This window comes from Deinococcus psychrotolerans (assembly GCF_003860465.1).
GTDB classification, from domain to species: Bacteria; Deinococcota; Deinococci; order Deinococcales; family Deinococcaceae; genus Deinococcus; species Deinococcus psychrotolerans.
The window spans coordinates 2597626-2616129 of the sequence record NZ_CP034183.1 but is presented as its reverse complement, the minus strand read 5'-3'; the positions used below and the strand labels follow the sequence as shown (position 1 = coordinate 2616129).

General features: G+C 61.6%; 10 protein-coding genes. 3 read left to right on the top strand and 7 right to left on the bottom strand.

What is annotated here, in order from left to right; genetic code table 11:
* Positions 1-124: 124 nt before the first annotated feature.
* The 4 genes from EHF33_RS12890 to EHF33_RS12875 all read right to left on the bottom strand — a co-directional run bounded on the left by EHF33_RS12890 (position 125) and on the right by EHF33_RS12875 (position 4607).
* A complete protein-coding gene (locus tag EHF33_RS12890) occupies positions 125-1405 on the bottom strand; it encodes an MFS transporter (protein WP_124873175.1) in 1281 nt (426 codons plus the stop codon).
* A gap of 119 nt (positions 1406-1524) precedes the next feature.
* Positions 1525-2424 (bottom strand): AEC family transporter, encoded by a 900-nt coding sequence (locus EHF33_RS12885; protein WP_124872262.1) that lies wholly within the window; start codon positions 2422-2424, stop codon positions 1525-1527.
* A gap of 84 nt (positions 2425-2508) precedes the next feature.
* Positions 2509-4146 carry a long-chain-fatty-acid--CoA ligase gene (locus EHF33_RS12880; RefSeq protein WP_124872259.1) on the bottom strand — a complete coding sequence of 546 codons (1638 nt, stop codon included), beginning with the start codon at positions 4144-4146 and terminating at the stop codon, positions 2509-2511.
* The gene (locus tag EHF33_RS12875; protein WP_124872256.1) at positions 4143-4607 is read right to left on the bottom strand and encodes a hypothetical protein; all 465 of its coding nucleotides are present in this window, start codon (positions 4605-4607) and stop codon (positions 4143-4145) included. The genes EHF33_RS12880 and EHF33_RS12875 overlap by 4 nt, the downstream gene beginning before the upstream one ends.
* A 324-nt stretch (positions 4608-4931) precedes the next feature.
* Here EHF33_RS12875 and EHF33_RS12870 point away from each other — a divergent pair, with 324 nt between their 5' ends.
* The 3 genes from EHF33_RS12870 to EHF33_RS12860 all read left to right on the top strand — a co-directional run bounded on the left by EHF33_RS12870 (position 4932) and on the right by EHF33_RS12860 (position 8706).
* A complete protein-coding gene (locus EHF33_RS12870) occupies positions 4932-6077 on the top strand; it encodes an acyl-CoA dehydrogenase family protein (protein ID WP_124872253.1) in 1146 nt (381 codons plus the stop codon).
* Between the two features lie 27 nt (positions 6078-6104).
* Complete coding sequence (locus tag EHF33_RS12865) at positions 6105-6632, top strand: DUF2721 domain-containing protein (RefSeq protein WP_124872251.1); 528 nt, start codon at positions 6105-6107, stop codon at positions 6630-6632.
* Between the two features lie 163 nt (positions 6633-6795).
* Positions 6796-8706 (top strand): S8 family peptidase, encoded by a 1911-nt coding sequence (locus EHF33_RS12860; RefSeq protein WP_124872248.1) that lies wholly within the window; start codon positions 6796-6798, stop codon positions 8704-8706.
* A 153-nt stretch (positions 8707-8859) separates the two neighbouring features.
* Here the strand turns inward: EHF33_RS12860 and rpoC are convergent, their stop codons facing one another.
* From rpoC to tal, 3 genes are all read right to left on the bottom strand, one after another.
* On the bottom strand, positions 8860-13494 hold the full coding sequence (gene rpoC, locus EHF33_RS12855) for a DNA-directed RNA polymerase subunit beta' (RefSeq protein ID WP_124872246.1): 4635 nt from the start codon (positions 13492-13494) through the stop codon (positions 8860-8862).
* A gap of 138 nt (positions 13495-13632) precedes the next feature.
* Positions 13633-17076 (bottom strand): DNA-directed RNA polymerase subunit beta, encoded by a 3444-nt coding sequence (gene rpoB / locus EHF33_RS12850; RefSeq protein WP_124872243.1) that lies wholly within the window; start codon positions 17074-17076, stop codon positions 13633-13635.
* Positions 17077-17378: 302 nt separating this feature from the next.
* A complete protein-coding gene (gene tal / locus EHF33_RS12845; RefSeq protein ID WP_124872241.1) occupies positions 17379-18383 on the bottom strand; it encodes a transaldolase in 1005 nt (334 codons plus the stop codon).
* Positions 18384-18504 lie beyond the last annotated feature (121 nt).

The window sequence follows — 18504 nt, the reverse complement described above, 5'->3', positions numbered from 1 at the left end:
AGCAGCCACGAGCAAAGTCACGAAGACACAGTGCCGAGCGCAGCGACAAACTTCTCTCCCCACCGGGGAGGGGGAGCCGACGCGCAGGCAACAAGCCCAAGCCTAGCTCCACCTTCCACTCAACCTAAGCGTCCCGCCGCAACTTCCCGCACTGCCACCAAGCCGCCGCAAACAAGGCTGCCGACAACCAAAACACCACGGAGTAGCTCGTCTGATCCGCAATCACGCCCCCCAACACCGGAGCGAACAGCGCCAACCCCACCAAGGTATTGAGCGTGCCGATGTAGCGGCTGCGGCTGTGAGGCGGCGAAATGTTGAGCAGGTGATTGGTGTGGCCCAAATTAAAACCCTGAGCCGCCACACTGGACATCACGAACACCGCCAGATACAGCCAGCCGACTTGACTCTGCCGCGCCGCGCTGCTGACTTCGCTGCCCGCGTGCGATGGCCCAAACCACCAGCCCAGCCCCAAAGCGATCAGCGGAGCCAGAAACGCCGCCGCCGCCGAATACCGGATGATCCGGCGTGAGCCTTTGCGCTCGGCCACGGAACGCCACAGCAAGTTCGACAGCGGCGCGACGCCCGTGATGGTCATCAAAAACACGCCGAGCATACTGCTGGGCACCCGCAATTCACGCAGGGCATACACGGTGTAAAACGGGTCGGCCATGCTGGCAAATGCCAAAATCAGCCGGACGCTCAGAAAAGCCCGGAAGTGAGCGTCGAGGCGCAGAAGTTGCGGAATGGCGCGGAGTTCTTGGCGAATGTCGGAGACGGGCTGCACTTCGTCAGGCGGCTCCTGCACTTTGCCAAAGGCGGTGTAAGCGATGGTGTAGGCCACGGTGGCCAGCGAAAAAATCAGCACATAGGTGTAGGGGAAGGCCAGCCCCGACCCCAAAATCCAGCGCACGATCAGGCCCGCCGCGAAGGCCAGCAGCCCGCCTCCCAAGTTGCGCAGGCCAAAGTAAGCCGCCCGGCGCTGCGGCGGTACGGTTTTGCTGACCACTTCCAAAAACGGCAAACCCGACACGCCCGACGCCAGCGCATTGACGCTCATGGCGGCAATAAAAAGGCTCAGGCACAGCGCCGGAGACTCCCACAAAAAAGCCGTGATGAGCACCATCGCCAGGTAAGAGCCGATGCGGACACTGGCCGAGGAGCGGTAGACCGGCAGCTTGTAAGGCAGCGCCCGCACCTTGGCCGCCACCAAAATCTGCGGCAGCATCCAGCCGCCCTGCGCGATGGCGGGCAGGAGGCCAATCACGGCATTGGACGCTCCCAGCCGCGCAGCGAAGCCCGCCAGCACCACCGAGGCATTAAAAAAGCCGTCGCCAGTGGAAGCCAAAAAGCCGTTGACGATGCCCCAGCGGTAATTTTGGGCTTCTGCTGGGTCTATTTCGGGCAAGTCAGTTTTGGGCAAACTGGAGACAGTCGGCTCAGACACACTTTAGATTATGCACCTGCCACCGCCGTCACCGCCTCGCTCGGCTGCACTGAGCTACTGAGAAGCGCAGGAGCCGCGCCTCAAGGCAGCCGTCCCAGCAGCGGCACCACCAGCGCCACACCGAGGATGCTCAGCACCGTGGTGACCACCACCACCGAGGCCACCGTGCCGCTATCAGCGCGGTATTCCTTGGACAGCACGAAAGCGTTGACGGCAGTCGGCATGGCCGAAGACAGCACCAAGCCCTGAAGGTGCAGCCCGCGCAGGCCGATGAAGTAGCCGATCAGCAGTCCCAAGACCGGCATCACCAGCACCCGCAGCCCGCTGGCCAGCCAGACTGGAAAGCTCAGTTTGGGGCGGCCCCCGGTGCCGAGCTGCACCCCCAACGACAGCAGCACCATCGGCAAGGTCGCGCCGGAAAGCAGGCCCAGCCCCCTGTCTAGGCCGGTGGGCAACTGAAGGTGCAGGCCGCGCATGGTCAGTGCCAGCGCGATGCACCACACCACCGGCAATTTGAAGACGCCCCGCAAGGTCGGCCCGATGCCGCCGCCCCCGCCGAAAATCAGCGGCCCCGCCGTAAAGGTCAGCAGCACGCTGGAAAGGTAGATGACAAGGGCCTGATCAAATCCGGCTTGCCCCAGCGCGAAAAGGGCCACCGGCAAACCGTAATTGCCGTTGTTGCCAATTGCCACGCTGGCCATCACCGCCCGCCGGGTGGTGCTGGGTTGCCGGAAGGCGGCCAGATACCCCAGCAGCACCCCCACCGCCGACAGCACAAAATAGGCCAGCACCAGCAGCGTCAGGCTGCCCGCCTTGACTTCGAGGTGCAGCAGCGAGTTGAGCGCCAGCGCGGGCGTCAGCAAGTACAAATTGAGGCGGTTGATGGTGAGGTTGTCGAGCGCCAGCCGGTTGCCGACCAAAGCGCCGAAGCCCAAAATCAGCAGCACCGGCAACACCACGGTGAGCAGGGCAGTCAGCATGGCTTAGAGCATAGCGGCCTGAACGGTGGCTGACGCCCGCTGACCAGAACGGCGGCGGGCGCTCAGCGGCTCTCCCCTGCTGCTCTACTTCCCCGTCGCTGCGGCCAGCTCGGCCCGCGCCGCTTCCTGAAGGGGCCGCCAAGCGACTTTTCCAGTGGGGCCACGCGGCAGCGCTTCTACGAATTGGTAGTCGTGCGGCACTTTGTAAGCGGCCATCTGCGTTCTGGCCCAGCTCTCGATATCTTTGGGATCGGCCATTTGCCCAGCCCGCAAGACCACCAGAGCGCGGGCGCGTTCGCCGCTGCGCTCATCGGGCAAGGCAATCACGCAGGCTTCCTGGATGGCGGGGTGGCCGTGCAGTACGTTTTCCACCTCGGCGGGCCAGACTTTCATGCCCGAGACATTGACCATGCGCTTGAGCCGGTCGGTGAAGAAAAAGTAGCCCTCTTCGTCCCTATAGCCCAAGTCGCCACTGTGAAAAAAGCGCACGCCATCAATCTCGCTAAACGCTTTGGCATTTTCGTCGGGGCGGTTCCAGTACCCCTGCATCACCTGCGGCCCGCTGATGACGATTTCACCGATTTCGCCGGTGTTCATCAGTTCGCCGCTGTCCAAGTCCACGATGCGGGCGTCCACATTGAAAAGCGGAATGCCGAGACACTGGAATTTGGGGCGGCTGACCGGGTTGGAGTGGCTCTGGGCCATCGTTTCGGTCAGGCCGTAGCCTTCGGTGAAGGTGATGCCGGTCTGGTCGAGCAGGCGCTGACCCACCGCTGCGGGCAGCGACGCCCCGCCGCCGGTCATGGTACGGATGGTCCTCAGGTTGGCCGGATCAAACGCCGGATTGGCCATCAAATCGATGACCATGGTGGCGGTGTTCGTCCAAACGGTGACGCCCTGATCGCGAATCAGTTCCTGAGCCAGTTGGCGATCCCAGCGGGCCATGATCGCCACTTTACCGCCGCCCGACAACACCGAGAGGAGGCTGTTGATAAAGCCGGTGACGTGGAAAAAAGGCAGGGCTGCCAGCACCACGTCTTCTACGTTGGTGCTGGCCCACACCACCGAGCCGACCACGTTGGCCTGCACGGTGGAATGGGTGTGCATACAGCCTTTGGGCAGGCCGGTGGTGCCGCTGGTGTAGGGCATCACGCACAGGTCGTCGGCATCGAGCGGGGTCAGGTCGGCCAGTTCGGCCTTCAGGGCGTCTTCGTAGAGCACGTCGCCTGCCCGCAGCGTCACCGCAACGTCGAGTCCGGCGGGCAGAGGCACCGCGCTGCCTTCCATCCCGCTGCCCAAATTGGCGACGACGGCGTGGCTCAGGCCCGCTTCCTGCGCCTTGGCGTACAGCTCCGCGCCCAGCACGCCGACTTTGATGCCGGCGTCTTGTAAAAAGAACGCCAACTCGCGGGCTTGCAGCATCGGCGAGAGCGGCACCACCACGCCGCCCAGCACCCAGACGGCGTGCGCGGCCACCGCCCACTGCGGCGAGTTCTGCATCCAGATCAGCACCCGGTCGCCTTTTTGAATGCCCTGAGCTTTGAGATGCGACGCGAGGCGGCGCGAGCGCTCAAAAAGCTGGGCGTAGCTGGTGGTCTGGCCGTAAAAATACAGCGCGGGTTTATCAGGGTATTTCAGGGCGCTGAACTGCAAATTCTGAGCGAGCGAGGTGCGCGGTACGTGAAGACGCTTGGTCATGTGGGCGGGCCAGTAGTGGGTCATACAACCTCCGGAGGGGTGGGGCGGCTCAGCAAGCTCAGCAGTTCGCGGGCCGAGCGCCGCAAAGGAGCTGGGCAAGCGGGCACACTGAGCGCAGACGGCTGGGTAGACGGTGACTGGGTGGACTGTAGCTGGGTGGGCGGCGACACGGGCGGTAAAACGGCGGCCAAGCGCCGAGCGTCACGGCTGAGGGTGCTTTCGGTAAAGCCGGTGATGCGCGAGAGCAGTTTTTGGGTGGGGCGGGCATGCCGCAAGACGAGCTGCACCGCCAGGCGCTCGGCGAGGGGATGCTCGAACTTGCGCCCCGCGCCCAGCGAGCGCTGCCGCAGCCGCCCGCCCAGCCGCAGCGCCTCGCTCTGGCGGTAGAGCGGCGCGGCCTTTCGCACCAGCGCTTCAAACGCAGCTGGCGTGAGACCGGTCAGCGCCTCGAACTGCTCCGGCGCAGCTTGTGGACGGCGGAGCACCGCCGGGATAAGCGCCGGATGATGCACAACAGGTGGAGCGGTGTCAGAAAACGAAATGGGCAGGAGACAACTCCTTATCAGCAGAGCGTGAGAGTGAGAGGCAGGCCAGGAGCGGTAAAAGTGGATTTGAACTGAGTCTAATCGCCGCGCTCCCCAAGGTCAAACTGTGAGCGCTCAAAGCCGTGCTGCAAAGCCGAGACCGGCACAAATGGGAGCTTATTGTGCAATTCACTAAGGGAAGGGCGCGGAAGTGATACAACGCAGTTCACGCCCCGTTCCAAGTCAAACCAACTTTGTCAAAACAAACTCCCCGGAGGTTTACCCATGGATTTCACCCTGCCCGCCGATTTGCGAGAAATGCAGACGCACATTCGCGCTTTTGCCCTCAACGACGTCGAAGCCCGCGCCCACGAAATCGAAACCACCAATCAGGTGCCGCCCGAACTCATCCGGCAGGCCGCCGAGCTGGGGTTGTTCGGGCTGTCTATCCCCGAAGAATATGGCGGCGTCGGGCTGGGGATGCTGGGCCGCTGCGCCGTCTACGAAGCGCTGGGGCAAGGCCACATGGGCTTTGGCGGGATGGTTTCGGCCCACGCCAGCATCGGCACTTCGGGGCTGGTCAAGCTGGGCACGCCCGAGCAAAAAGCCAAATATTTGCCGCGCATGGCGGCGGGCGAGTGCATTGCAGGCTTTGCCATCACCGAACCGAGCAGCGGTTCCGACGCGGCCAACATCCGCACCCGAGCCGAGAAAAAGGCCGACACCTATATTCTCAACGGCACCAAGCACTACATCTCCAACGCGCCGATTGCCGGGATTCTGACGGTCATTGCCATTACTGACCCCGCCAAGGGTAGCAAGGGCATGAGCGCTTTTTTGGTGGAGCCGAGTATGCCGGGCGTCAGCGTCGGCAAAATTGACGAGAAGATGGGCCAGAAAGGAGCGCTGTCGGCGGAAGTGGTGTTCGACAACGCCGAGATTCCGGCGGAGAACCTGCTGGGGCCGCTGGATTTGGGCTACCGCGAAGCGCTGGGGATTTTGACCAATGGTCGCGTCGGAATCGCCGCCCGCAGCACCGGAGCCATGCAGCGCCTGCTGGATTTGAGTATTGCCCACGCCAAGGGCCGCGAGCAGTTCGGCGCACCGATCAGCAGCTTTCAGGCGGTGCAGTTCATGCTGGCAGAGATGGAAGTGGACATTCAGACCTCGCGCCTGCTGTGGCAAAAAGTCGCCTGGATGGTGGACGCGGGCCAAGACGTGCGCCGGATGGCGAGTGTGGCCAAGTACCACGCCACCGAAGCGCTCTCGCGGGTGGCCGACAAAGCCGTGCAGGTCGCGGGCGGCGTCGGCTACATGAAAGACGCCCCCTTCGAGCGCTTTTACCGCGATCAGAGATTGCTCAGAATTTACGAGGGCACTTCCGAGATTCAGAAACTGATTATCGCGGGGGATTTGCTGCGCGAGAAATAGGAGGCGGGGGCCGCTAGACTGCCCAGCATGGACGCCGCCACCACTGTTTTGAGCGCCATGATTACGCCCGCCGTGCTGATCTCCGGCGCGGGCACGCTGCTGATGAGCACCAGTTCCCGGCTGGGCCGCGCCACCGACCGGGTGCGGGCGCTGACGGCCCGCTTTAAGGTGCTGGTGACGCCCGAAGGGCAGCAAGAACCGCTGGCCAAAGACGAAAAACGGATGATCTTGGGGCAACTCCCGCGCCTGAGCCGCCGCACCCGATTCTTGCAGCGGGCCATGCGGAGTTTATATTTGGCCGTTTCGCTTCTGGTGATGGCCAGCATCTGGATCGGCGCGTCGGGGCTGCTCGGGCAAGAACTGCTGAGCCAGGTGTCAGCGCTGGGGCCGGTGCTGCTGGCTGTCGCGGGCGCAGCGGCTTTAGCTTACGGCGCGGTGCTTCTGAGCATCGAGTCGAGTCTGTCGGCCCTGACCACCCGCGAGGAAATGCGGTTTTTGGAAGCGCTGGGGATTTACTACGCGGGACTGCTGGTGGATGAAGTCGCAACTCCCTAAAACGCTCGCTAGGACAAATGTGGAGAGGTGCGCTCAGTCCGTACCCCTCGATGCATTTCCTCACCTACTGCTTGGCCGTCATCTGATAAAGTTCTGACGAGTTCATGGCAAACGTGAGGGCACGCTTTATGCGGAGGCCTAAGCGGGCGTGTGGGGGAAAGTTATGAAAAAGTATCTCGGATTAGGATTGACCCTTAGTTTACTGGTGGCCTGCGGAAACACCGCTCAGCAAGCCGAACTCAACGATGTGCCCAGCGCCGTGACCGGCAAGCAAGACCTCTCAGTGATGGGCCTGAGCAGCGTGCAGAGCGTCTTCGACAAGAGCAGCAAACTGGACTCTATCCTCAAACTGCTGTCTGAGCGTCCTCTTCAGGCGCAGGCGCTGAGTAGTTCTCTCATGTCCAAGATTGTGCCCATTTCGCGCGGCTACGTCACTGTTGATTCGGTGGCGAGCGGAAATCCGGCAGCGCTGCTGAGCAGGTTGCAAGCGCTTGGCCTCAAGAACGGTTCAGCATACGAAAGAATGGTGTCTGGCCGCTTACCGTTGAGCGCCTTAAGCCAAGCAGGTCAGTTGAGCGAACTCAGCTTTATGCGGATATCGGGAGCCACCACCAACGCCGCTTTCCCCTTGACCGGAGCCACTGGCGTACTCTCGCAAGGCGACTTTGCACAGCGCTCAGATGTGGCCCGCGCCACCTACGGCGTAGACGGACGGGGCGTCAAGATCGGGGTTATCTCGGATTCGTTTGACGCTTGGGACGCCAGCGCAGAAGGCAGCCCGCCGCTAACCACTGTGGCGCAAGACATTCGCAACGGAGATTTGCCCGCCAACGGCGTACAAGTCCTCGAAGACCAAGCTCAAAATGACGGCGGCACCGATGAAGGGCGGGGCATGGCCCAGATCGTTCACGACGTGGCTCCCGGCTCCGACATCGCCTTTGCCACCGGCTTTAGCGGCGGTGAAGCGGGATTCGCCAACAACATTCGGCGCTTGGCCGATGTAGGTTCGCGGGTCATCGTAGACGATTTGAGCTACTTTGCCGAACCCGCTTATAGCGACGGCCTGATTACGCAGGCCGTGGACAAAGTCACCTCTCAAGGCGTGGCCTACTTCACCTCGGCGGGCAACGCCGCCAGCAACGCCTACGAAACGCGCTGGAAGAGTGGCGGGCCGCTCATTTACCGCGACGCTTCAGGCAAAGTGCTGTACCAAGGCGAGATGCTCAACTTCGCTTCCAGCGGCGTGGACACCATGCGGAAAATGGTCGTTCCGCCGGGCGGTTATACCAACACCTACGTGGAGTGGGATCAGCCGTTTGCTTCAGCGACCCAAAATGGGCGCGGCTCGCGCAGCGACCTCGACGTGTTCGTGATGGACGCCAACGGCAATTTGCTGCCGCCAGATTCAAATTTGCTGATTCTCACCGCTGGAACTAGCAACAATATTGGCCGCGATCCGCTTGAAACGGTCATCGTCCTCAACTTGGGTGAGACGCCCCAGGTTCTCAACTTGGTGGTGACTCGCTCGGCTGGCCCCACGCCTACCCGTGTGCGAATCCAAGATTACGGCACTGCCACCGCACTGGAATACAACACAGGCGCTCCCACCGCCAAGGGCCACGCCAACTCGCGCAGCGGAGCGGGCGTTGGCGCGTCACGCTTTGGCCGCACGCCTGTTTTCGGCGTCAATCCAGCTTTGCCCGAATCCTTTACTTCGCTGGGGGGCGTGCCAATTTTGTTTGACCTCAACGGCAACTCTGTTTCCCAGCGGCGCGACCAACCCCGTTTCAGCGCCCCCGACGGAGCCAACACCAGTTTCTTCGGACAAGTCTCTTTCTCCGATGGCGGACTGGTTGACGGTGATCAATACCCCAACTTCTTCGGCACCAGCGCGGCTGCTCCGCACGCCGCCGCTGCCGCCGCGCTGATTCGTCAGGCTCGCCCCGACCTCGGCCCCGCTGAAGTTATCGCCGCGCTCTCCAAAACGGCGGCCGATATGAACACCTTCGGCTACGACTTCAAAACCGGCACTGGCCTGATTCAGGTGGACAAGGCCATTCAGTCGGTCAAGTAAACCCACTCGTTAAGCAAGCCGCCCTACCTCTTGTTTGAGGTGGAGCGGCTTTTTTGAATTGACTTTCTGTTCTGCCAAAATCCAAAAAAGCCCCCACCCATTTTCAGGGCGGGGGCTTTAGCTAGAAGTTAAATTGCTCAGCCGTTCAGTTGCTCAGTCGTTCGCACCAGGCTGCACCGGATAGTTGAACGACTCGGGGCGCGGAGCGCTGACCGGCTCCACGTTCTCGCCGTACTTCTCCAGGGTGCGGTCATCGGCGACTTGCATGTTCCGCACGATGTCCAGACCCGTGCCTGCTGGAATCAGCTTGCCGAGAATGACGTTTTCCTTGAGGCCGATCAACTCGTCGACCTGGCCGCGCATGCTGGCTTCGGTCAGCACGTGCGTGGTGTGCTGGAAGCTGGCTGCCGAGAGCCACGACTTGGTGGTCAGGCTGCTCTTGGTGATGCCCAAGAGAACCGGCTTCCAGGAGCTCTGAGTCTTGTCCTCCGCGAGCGCGGCGTTGGCCTGCTCGACTTCCCAGCGCTCGACGGTCTGGCCTTCGAGGAGGGTGGTGTCGCCGCCGTCCACGATCTCGACGTAGCGCAGCATCTGGCGCACGATCACTTCGATATGCTTGTCGTGAACCTTCACGCCCTGTGAGCGGTAAACGCGCTGCACTTCTTCCACCAGGTAGCGCTGAGCGGCGTCGGTGTCTTTGTAGAGCAGCAGATCGTGCGGGTTGATGGCTCCGCGCGTAATCGGCTGCCCGGCTTCGACCCGGTCGCCATCTTTGACGATCATGCGCAGCGCCTTGCCGATCTTGGTGGCGGTCTTGGAGCTGTACTGCTCGTCGTCGGCGTCGATACGGATCAGGTAACGCTCGTCCTCTTCCTCGATCCGGATGACGCCGTCGCGGTCAGCGACCACCGCCTGAGATTTGGGCTTGCGGCCCTCGAACAGCTCGATCACGCGGGGCAGACCCATCGTAATGTCGCCGCCGCCTGCCACGCCGCCGGTGTGGAAGGTACGCATGGTGAGCTGGGTACCGGGTTCGCCGATACTTTCCGCCGCGACCACGCCCACCGCTTCGCCCATGCTGACCGGCTTGGCCTGCGAGAGATCGTAGCCGTAGCACTTCTGGCAGACGCCCGCCTTGACCTTACAGTTGAGCGGGGTGCGGGCATACACTTCGCCGACCGCTTTGGCATGCTTGGTGATCAGTTTGACGTCTTCGAGGCTGAGCATGTGGCCTTCGGCGATGACTTGGCCGTCAATTTCTACATCGGCGGTCAAGGTGCGGCCATAAATGCTGGTTTCGATCTCGCTGGCTTTGCGGGCACGCCACTCGCCGCTGCGCTCGTCCACGTGACCGAGCGGAATGATGGTGTAATCGGTGCTTCCGCAGTCCACGTCGCGGACGACGACTTCGTGGGCCACGTCGACCAGTTTGCGGGTCAGGTAGCCGGAATCGGCGGTGCGGAGCGCGGTGTCAGCGCCGCCCTTACGAGCGCCGTGGGTGCTGATGAAGTATTCCAGCACGGTCAGGCCCTCGCGGAACGACGCCTTGATCGGCACTTCGATGGTGCTGCCGTCGGGTCGGGCCATCAAACCGCGCATCCCGGCCAATTGGCGGATCTGCTGCGGGTTACCACGAGCGCCCGACTGCGACATGATCCACAGCGGATTGAACGGGTAATTGGCCTCGAAGTTCTTGAAGACTTCGTTTTTCACGTCGTCGGTGGTGTCGTTCCAGAGCGTCACGACCTGCTTGTAGCGCTCTTCTTCAGTCATGAAGCCGAACTCGTAGTTCTGCTCGATTTCCCTGAGCTTGATGTCGGCGTCGGCCAGGATGGCGTCTTTGGTCGGCGGAATCACGATGTCGTCGATGCCGATGGTGATGCCCGAGGTGGTCGACAGCTTGAAGCCGCTGTCCTTGAGGGCGTCGAGCAGTTTGGCGGTGGCTTCCACGCCGAGCTGCTTGAAGCAGGTCATGATCATGTCGCGCAGCGAGTCTTTTTCGTAAGCGGTATGGAGATTCACCAGCTCGTCGATCAAGTGGCCCTGAGCACCCAGCGCTTCTTGCACGATGCGCCGGAACATCACGCGGCCCGCCGAGGTGTCGTAGATTTCGCCGTTGAGGCGGATGCGGACGTGGTCTTGGTAATCGATGCCGCCGCCCTCAACCGCCAGAATTGCTTCGTCAGGGCTGGAGAAGTGGTATTTGATCAGACCGGGCGTGATGTCCGCGCCGCGCAGGGTCACGTGGCTGTTGAGCGCCACTTTACCGTTCTCGAGGGCGTTCAGTACGGCTTGCTCGTTGTCAAAGGCGCTGCCCTTGCCGAGGTTGTCCTTGCGGAGCTGCGTCAGGGTGAAAATACCGAGGATGATGTCGCGGCTGGGCTTGACGTTCGGCTCGCCGTTGGCGGGCGAGAGCAGGTTGTGAGACGAGAGCATCTGAATGCGGGCTTCGGCCTGGGCCTGCGCCGACAGCGGGACGTGAATCGCCATCTGATCGCCGTCGAAATCGGCGTTGAAGGCCTCACAGACCAGCGGGTGAAGCTGGATGGACTGACCTTCGACCAAGATCGGCTCGAACGCCTGAATGCCGAGGCGGTGAAGCGTCGGGGCGCGGTTGAGCAGCACCACTTTGTCCTCGATCACTTCTTCGAGGGCGTCCCAGACGCTGTCGCGGGTATCGCGGTAGCGCTCCAGCATCTTGCGGGCCTGCTTGATGTTGGTGACCTCGCCCTTCTCTTCCAGCACCTTGAACAAAAAGGGTTTGAAGAGTTCGAGCGCCATGCGCTTGGGCACCCCGCACTGGTGCAGTTTGAGCTGCGGGCCGACCACGATGACCGAGCGGCCGGAGTAGTCCACGCGCTTGCCCAGCAAGTTCTGGCGGAAACGGCCTTGCTTGCCGCCGAGCAAATCGGTCAGCGAGCGCAGAGCACGGTCAGAACCGGGGTTGGTCACGGGGCTGCCGCGCCTTCCGTTGTCGATCAAAGCGTCCACGGCTTCCTGAAGCATCCGCTTCTCGTTGCGGATGATCATGTCTGGAGCGCCCTGGCCCATCAATTTCTTGAGGCGGTTGTTGCGGTTGATCAGGCGGCGGTACAAATCGTTCAAATCGGAAGTGGCAAAGCGTCCACCGTCCACCTGCACCATCGGGCGCAAATCAGGCGGCATGACCGGCACAGTGGCCAGGATCATCCAGGAAGGGTGGTTGCCGCTGGAAATGAAGCTGCGGGTGACTTCGAGGCGCTTACGGGCCTTGGCACGCTTGTGGCGGCTGTTGTCCTTCATCACCTCGCCGAGTTCGGCTTCCAGTGTGGGCAAGTCGAGATCGTCGAGCAGTTCCTTGACCGCTTCCGCGCCCATTTTGGCGTCGAAGTCGTAGGACTCGATTACGCGAACCTGCTTGCGGACGAGGTCGATTTCGATGCGACCAGAAATCTCGCTCTTGAGGTTGCCGGAATCGGCCAACTCGTCGCCGGGTTCGACGCGGTCGCCGTTGACCACCAGCGGCTCGTCGGTGTAGCTGTACACCTTGGCCTTGCTGACGATGATGCTGGCCGGGGCGTGCAGGGTGATAACGCCGCCCGCTTCGGCGATGATTTCTTCGGCCTTGTCAATCGCGCCGATGACTTTCTGGTTTTTCTTGACGGTGCTGCCGTCAGCCACCAACACGTGCATGGTGGGATTGATCGGATATTCACCGGTACGCATCCAGTGAACAGTCACGTTGCTGTCGGCTTTTTTGCCGAGCTTGACGTCGCTGAGCTTGCTGTCACGGCTGACCCGCAGGCGAGCGCCCGAGACGGCAGTGGCCAGCACCGCTCCGGCTTCGACGATTTCGCCCTGCGCCACCTGCACGTCCATGCCGTGCGGAATGTACACGCGGGCCAAGATCGCGCCGAGTTCGGGAGCGACCTGCGTTTTCTCTGCTCCTTCCTCTTCGTTTTCTACGGCAGGAGGGGCTTCCACGCCTTCGCGCAGTTCCACCATCACCGAGTCTTCGCCGAGGTCGTGTAGGAAAGCGGTGGCGGCGATAGGCGCGACAATCTGAACGTCGCTTTCCAGTTCGGCCAGAATCTCACCGGCACGGAAAGCCTCTTGATCGACCAGCACGTCGGCCGGCAGCGGCAAAGACGCTTCAGCGACTTCGTTGTAAGCGATCTCGGCGCGGCGCGGGAAGCGGTACTGCGCCAGACCGTCCATCTTGGCGACCACATTGCCGCCGAGGCTCTGGCCCTTGGTGACGTATTCGCCGTCGCGGATAAGCGCGTCAATGCCGCCCTGTAAGGTGTAGGTTTCCTGACGGCCATTGCGGAGTTCGCGGTACTCGTCGTCGCTCAGCAGTTCGCCGCGCTTGAGGGGGCGGCCATCTTTCTGGGCGTTGCGGGCATTGGTCACGAGGTAGCTGGAAAAGTACAGCACTTTTTCAAGCTGGGCCGCGCTCAAATCGAGCAGCGTGCCGATTTTGCTGGGGCTGTCCTTGACATACCAGATGTGCGCGGCGGGGGTCGCCAAATCGATGTGGCCCATCCGGTAGCGGCGCACCTTGCTGCTGGTGACTTCCACGCCGCAGCGCTCGCAGACTTTGCCCTCGTAGCGCTGGCGCTTGTACTTGCCGCAGGCGCACTCGTAGTCCTTGATAGGCCCAAAGATGCGCTCGTCAAAGAGGCCTTCGCGCTCGGGCTTGAGCGTGCGGTAGTTGATGGTTTCGGGTTTCTCGACTTCGCCGAAGCTCCACTCGCGCATCTTGGCGGGGCTGGCAATGGCAATTTTGACTTTACTGAAATCTTTCAAGATGGTTGCTCCTTGAGAGAAGGGGTGGGGGCAAAGGAAACTCCTCTGCCCTTAAAAGGAAAACTTGACCCAAGTGGGCTGTTCCGCCGCACCTTCTCCCCTACTGGTACTCGTAGAGAGGGGCGCAGCGGAGGGGGTTTACCGCTTGGGCAACATCCCTTCGAAAATGTCCACGTTCTTGTCGTGACGGTCGAGTACTTCCACATCCAGACCGAGCGAGTGGAGTTCCTTGACCAGCACTTTGAACGATTCGGGAATGGTGCTGCCCGAGACTTCTTCACCCTTGACGATGCTCTGGTAAGCCGCGTCGCGTCCGTCAATATCGTCGGACTTGATGGTCAGCATTTCCTGGAGGGTGTGGGCCGCGCCGTAGGCTTCGAGCGCCCAGACTTCCATCTCGCCGAAGCGCTGGCCGCCGAACTGCGCCTTGCCGCCCAGCGGCTGCTGGGTGATCAAGCTGTAGGGGCCGGTGCTGCGGGCGTGCAACTTGTCTTCCACCATGTGGTAGAGCTTCATCACGTACATGGTGCCGACCACCACGGGGCCGCTGATCGGCTCGCCGCTGCGTCCGTCATACAGGATGCTCTTGCCGGTGCGTGAAAGCTGGCGCTGGGCTTTTTCGTACTCGCCCGCAGGCTGGTCGATCACGCCGAGCTTCCCGGCGCGGTCGAGCACTTCCTGCTCACGCTTGTCGAGGTCAAAGCCCTCGTCTTTGCGGGCCTGAAGGCGCTCTGCGGCGGCGACTTCCAGCATTTCCTTGATGGCGATCTCGGTGGCCGAATCGAAGACCGGGGTCACGAATTTCTGGCCGGTCAAGCGAGCGACCTCGCCCAGGTGGGTCTCCAAAATCTGACCCAGGTTCATGCGCGAGGGCACGCCCAGCGGGTTGAACACCAGATCGACGGGCGTGCCGTCTTCGAGGTAAGGCATATCTTCGGGGGCCAGAATCTTAGAAACGACGCCCTTGTTGCCGTGGCGGTTGGCGACCTTATCGCCCACCTGCATCTGACGCTTCTGGGCCACGTAAACGCGCACCACTTCTCTGACGCCGGGCTTGAGATCCACGCCCTCGTCGGCACGGCGGAAACGCACGGTCTTGACGACCACGCCGCCCTGACCCGACTGCACCCGCAGCGAGGTGTCTTTGACTTCTCTCGCCTTCTCGCCGAAGATCGAGCGCAGCAGACGCTCTTCAGGAGTGGGCTCGGATTCGCCCTTGAAGCTGGTCTTGCCGACCAGAATATCGCCGGGTTTGACGTCGGCTCCGACGCGCACGATGCCGTCTTCGTCGAGGTCACGCAGGGCGGCTTCCGAGAGTCCAGGGATGTCGCGGGTGATCTTCTCCGGCCCCAGTTTGGTGTCGCGGGCTTCCACTTCGTCTTTCTCAATGTGAACCGAGGTGTAGAAGTCCTTGCGGGTCAGCCCTTCGGAGATGCAGATGGCGTCTTCGAAGTTGAAACCGTCAAACGGCATGATGGCGATGGTGATGTTCTGGCCCAGCGCCAGGCGGCCCATGTCGGAAGCGGGGCCGTCGGCGATGACCTGACCCGCCGTGACTTCGTCCCCGAACGAGACGGTGGGGTGCTGATCGAGGTTGGTGCCTTGGTTGGAGCGGGTAAAGCGCACCAGCTCAAAGGTGCGGACATTGCCCTTGACGTAATCGATGTTGGGCGCGTCTTCGCTCAGCGTGACCTGAATGTTGCGGGCGTCCACGTAGGTGACGGTGCCGGTCACGTCGCTGACCACACTCGTTCCCGAGTCGGTGATAACGCGCTCCTCCACACCAGTACCCACAGCGGGGCTTTGGGCGCGGATCAGCGGCACGGCCTGCGACTGCATGTTCGAACCCATCAGGGCGCGGTTGGCATCATCGTGCTCAAGGAAAGGGATCAATGAGGTGTTGATCGAAACGATCTGCTTGGGCGACACATCCATGTACTGCACGTCGGCGTGCTCGTAGAAGCTGGGATCGCCGCTTTTACGGCAAAGGACGCGCTCTTCAGCAAAGGTGCCGTCGGCATTCAGACGCGTGTTGGCCTGCGCTACGGCGTAGCGGTCCTCAATGTCGGCGGTCATGTACTGCACGTCGTCGGTGACACGGCCATTTTCCACGCGGCGGTAAGGCGCTTCGATAAAGCCCAGCGGATTGACCTTGGCGTAGCTGGCCAGCGAGCTGATCAAACCGATGTTGGCACCTTCCGGCGTTTCAATCGGGCAGATGCGCCCGTAGTGGGTACGGTGAACGTCACGCACGTCGAATCCGGCACGTTCGCGGGTCAGCCCGCCCGGCCCCAGCGCCGAGATGCGGCGCTTGTGGCGCAAATCGGAGAGCGGGTTGGTTTGGTCTTTAAACTGGCTGAGCTGCGAGCGTCCAAAGAACTCGCGCATGGCCGCCACGATGGGACGGTTGTTGACCAGCTTGGTGGGAGTGGCAGCGTCGGGATTGCCGAGCAGCATGCGCTCGCGCACGCCACGCGCCATCCGGCCCAGGCCGACACGAAGCTGGTCGGCCAGCAGTTCGCCCACGGTGCGGACGCGGCGGTTGCCGAGGTGGTCGATGTCGTCGGGGCGAACCGGTACGGTGATGGCCACGCCGTCGGCGTCCGCGCCCACGGTGGACTCGGTTTGGCCGTTGGTCAGCGCCATCAGGTAGCGGATGGTGTCGATCAGGCCCGCGTCGGTGAACTTGCCGTCCACGAAGTTGAGCAGGGTGCTGTCGTCGCGCTTGATGCCCAGCTTGGTGTTCATCTTGAAGCGGCCCGGAGCGCCGAGGTCGTAGCGCTTGGGATCGGCCAAGAGGCCGTAGAGGTACTGGGTGGCCTTGTCGCGCTTGGGTGGGTCGCCGGGGCGCAGCACCGTGAACAAGCGCAGCAGGGCTTCGTCTGCGCCCATGCCTGCCGTTTTGTCTTCGGGAAGTTCAATATCCGGCTCAAACTCGCTGAACAGCGCTTTGAGGCTGGCGTCGTCGTAACCAAGCACGCGCAGCAACATCGCCACCGGAAATTTGCGCTTGTTAACCTTCATCTCTAAGATGCCGCCCGCGTATTCCAGCTCGATCCAGGGACCGCGCTTGGGCATCGGGATAATGGCCGCCGTGTAGTACTTCTTGAGGCCCTTGTAATTGGTCGTGAAGTACACACCGGGGCTGCGGTGAATCTGCGAAATGACCACGCGGTCTGCGCCGTTGATGACGAACGAGCCGTCGCCAGTCATCAGCGGGAGGTCGCCGAGGAACACCTGATCTTCTTTGATCAGGCCGCTGTCTTTGTGGATGAGTTGCAGCTTGGCGTAAAGAGGCGCTTGGTACGTCAAATCTTTTTCACGGCACTCTTCGGGGGTATACACCGGATCGCCGAGGCGGTACTCTAAGTAATCTAAAACAAGGCCAGTGGAGCGCCCTTTCTCAGTTTCGTCAATCGGAAAAACTTCGCGGAACGCGCCCTGCAAACCCGCATTCAAGCGGTCATTGATTGGACGGCCTTCTTGCAAAAAGGTGCTGAATGAATTGACCTGAATTTCGGTCAGGGTGGGCAGTTTAATGACTTCTTGAATCTCGCCGAATCGCTCGATGCGTGGCTTCATGCCAACCTCACGGGTGGCCCTCTGGGTAACAGCAGGGCAAGGAGAAGCGGAAAGGAAAAGGGATTAAATCGGCGCTGTGTGGGCCTTCAGGCGGCCCTAAACACGGCGCAGGGAGACAAGGCGCGTGCCTTCTCTCCAGTAAACTAAACCCTTAATTGTGGAGTGCCTTACTCAAAACAGCTCCCCTAAACCAGCCCATCATGACTAGCAGCCAGTCATTCTAACAGGCAGGCGGGCAACCTGTCAAGGGGCCAGCCGCATACTTGACCGATAAGTACGCGGCTGGCTGAGCAAGTGGGAATTTACGCTCCGGTCTTGGCCACCGGCTGCTTGCCTGCCGACTCAGCTTGGCCGCCGGTCAGCAGGTCTTTGAGCTTCTGAGTGTCGAGGTGGAACATCCGAATGCCTTCATTGAGCTTCTCGCCGGCCATCGCGTCTTCGGCGAGGCTCCAGCGGTAGTCGGCTTCGGTGACGGGGGTGTCGCTGCTTTTGCCGCCGCTGGGCGTGAGTTGGCGCTCGAGCTTGCCGTGATCCTCGGCCAGTTCGCCGAGAAGCTGCGGGCTAACGGTCAGACGGTCACAGCCAGCCAGCGCTTCGACCTGCGCCGCACTTCTGAACGACGCGCCCATGATGATGGTCTCGTAACCGTGCTCTTTGAAATGCTTGTAGATGGCTTTGACCGACTGGATGCCGGGGTCTTCGTCAATCGGGTAATCCTTGGTGCCCGTCGACTTTTTGTACCAGTCGGTGATGCGGCCCACGAACGGCGAGATCAGGTAAGCTCCGGCCTGAGCGCAGGCGATGGCCTGCTCCAAACCGAAGATCAGCGTCATGTTGCAGCGGATGTCCTCTTTCTTAAGGATTTCGGCAGCCTGAATGCCTTCCCAAGTCGACGCCAGCTTGATCAGGATGCGCTCGCGGCCTACGCCGTTGTCCTCGTAGAGCTTGATCAGGTGGCGGGCGCGGGCCAGGGCGGCGTCCTTGTCGAACGACAGGCGGGCGTCCACTTCGGTGGAGACGTAACCGGGCACGATCTTGGTCAGCTCGGTACCGATGCTCACGGTCAGTTTGTCGATGACATCATCGGCACTTTCGCCCGACTTGATCCAGCCGCCAGCTTCCTGCATCAGCGCTTTGTAGCCTTCAAGCTGCGAGGCTTTGAGAATCAGCGAGGGGTTGGTGGTGCAGTCTTGCGGCTGGTACTTTTTGATGGCCTCGATATCGCCGGTGTCGGCAACGATGACGGTCATGGCTTTGAGTTGCTCAAGCTTGCTGGGCTGATTTTGTGTGGTCTGGTTTTGCGTCATATTGCTCCTGAGTCGCTGGCGCGGGAAGAAGGAAAGGGGCACCGAGCTAGACGCCTTTACCATAGCGCCGAGACCTTGGCGGCACTTCAAAAAAAGAGCCCCCCTGACTTCACACGCCCTT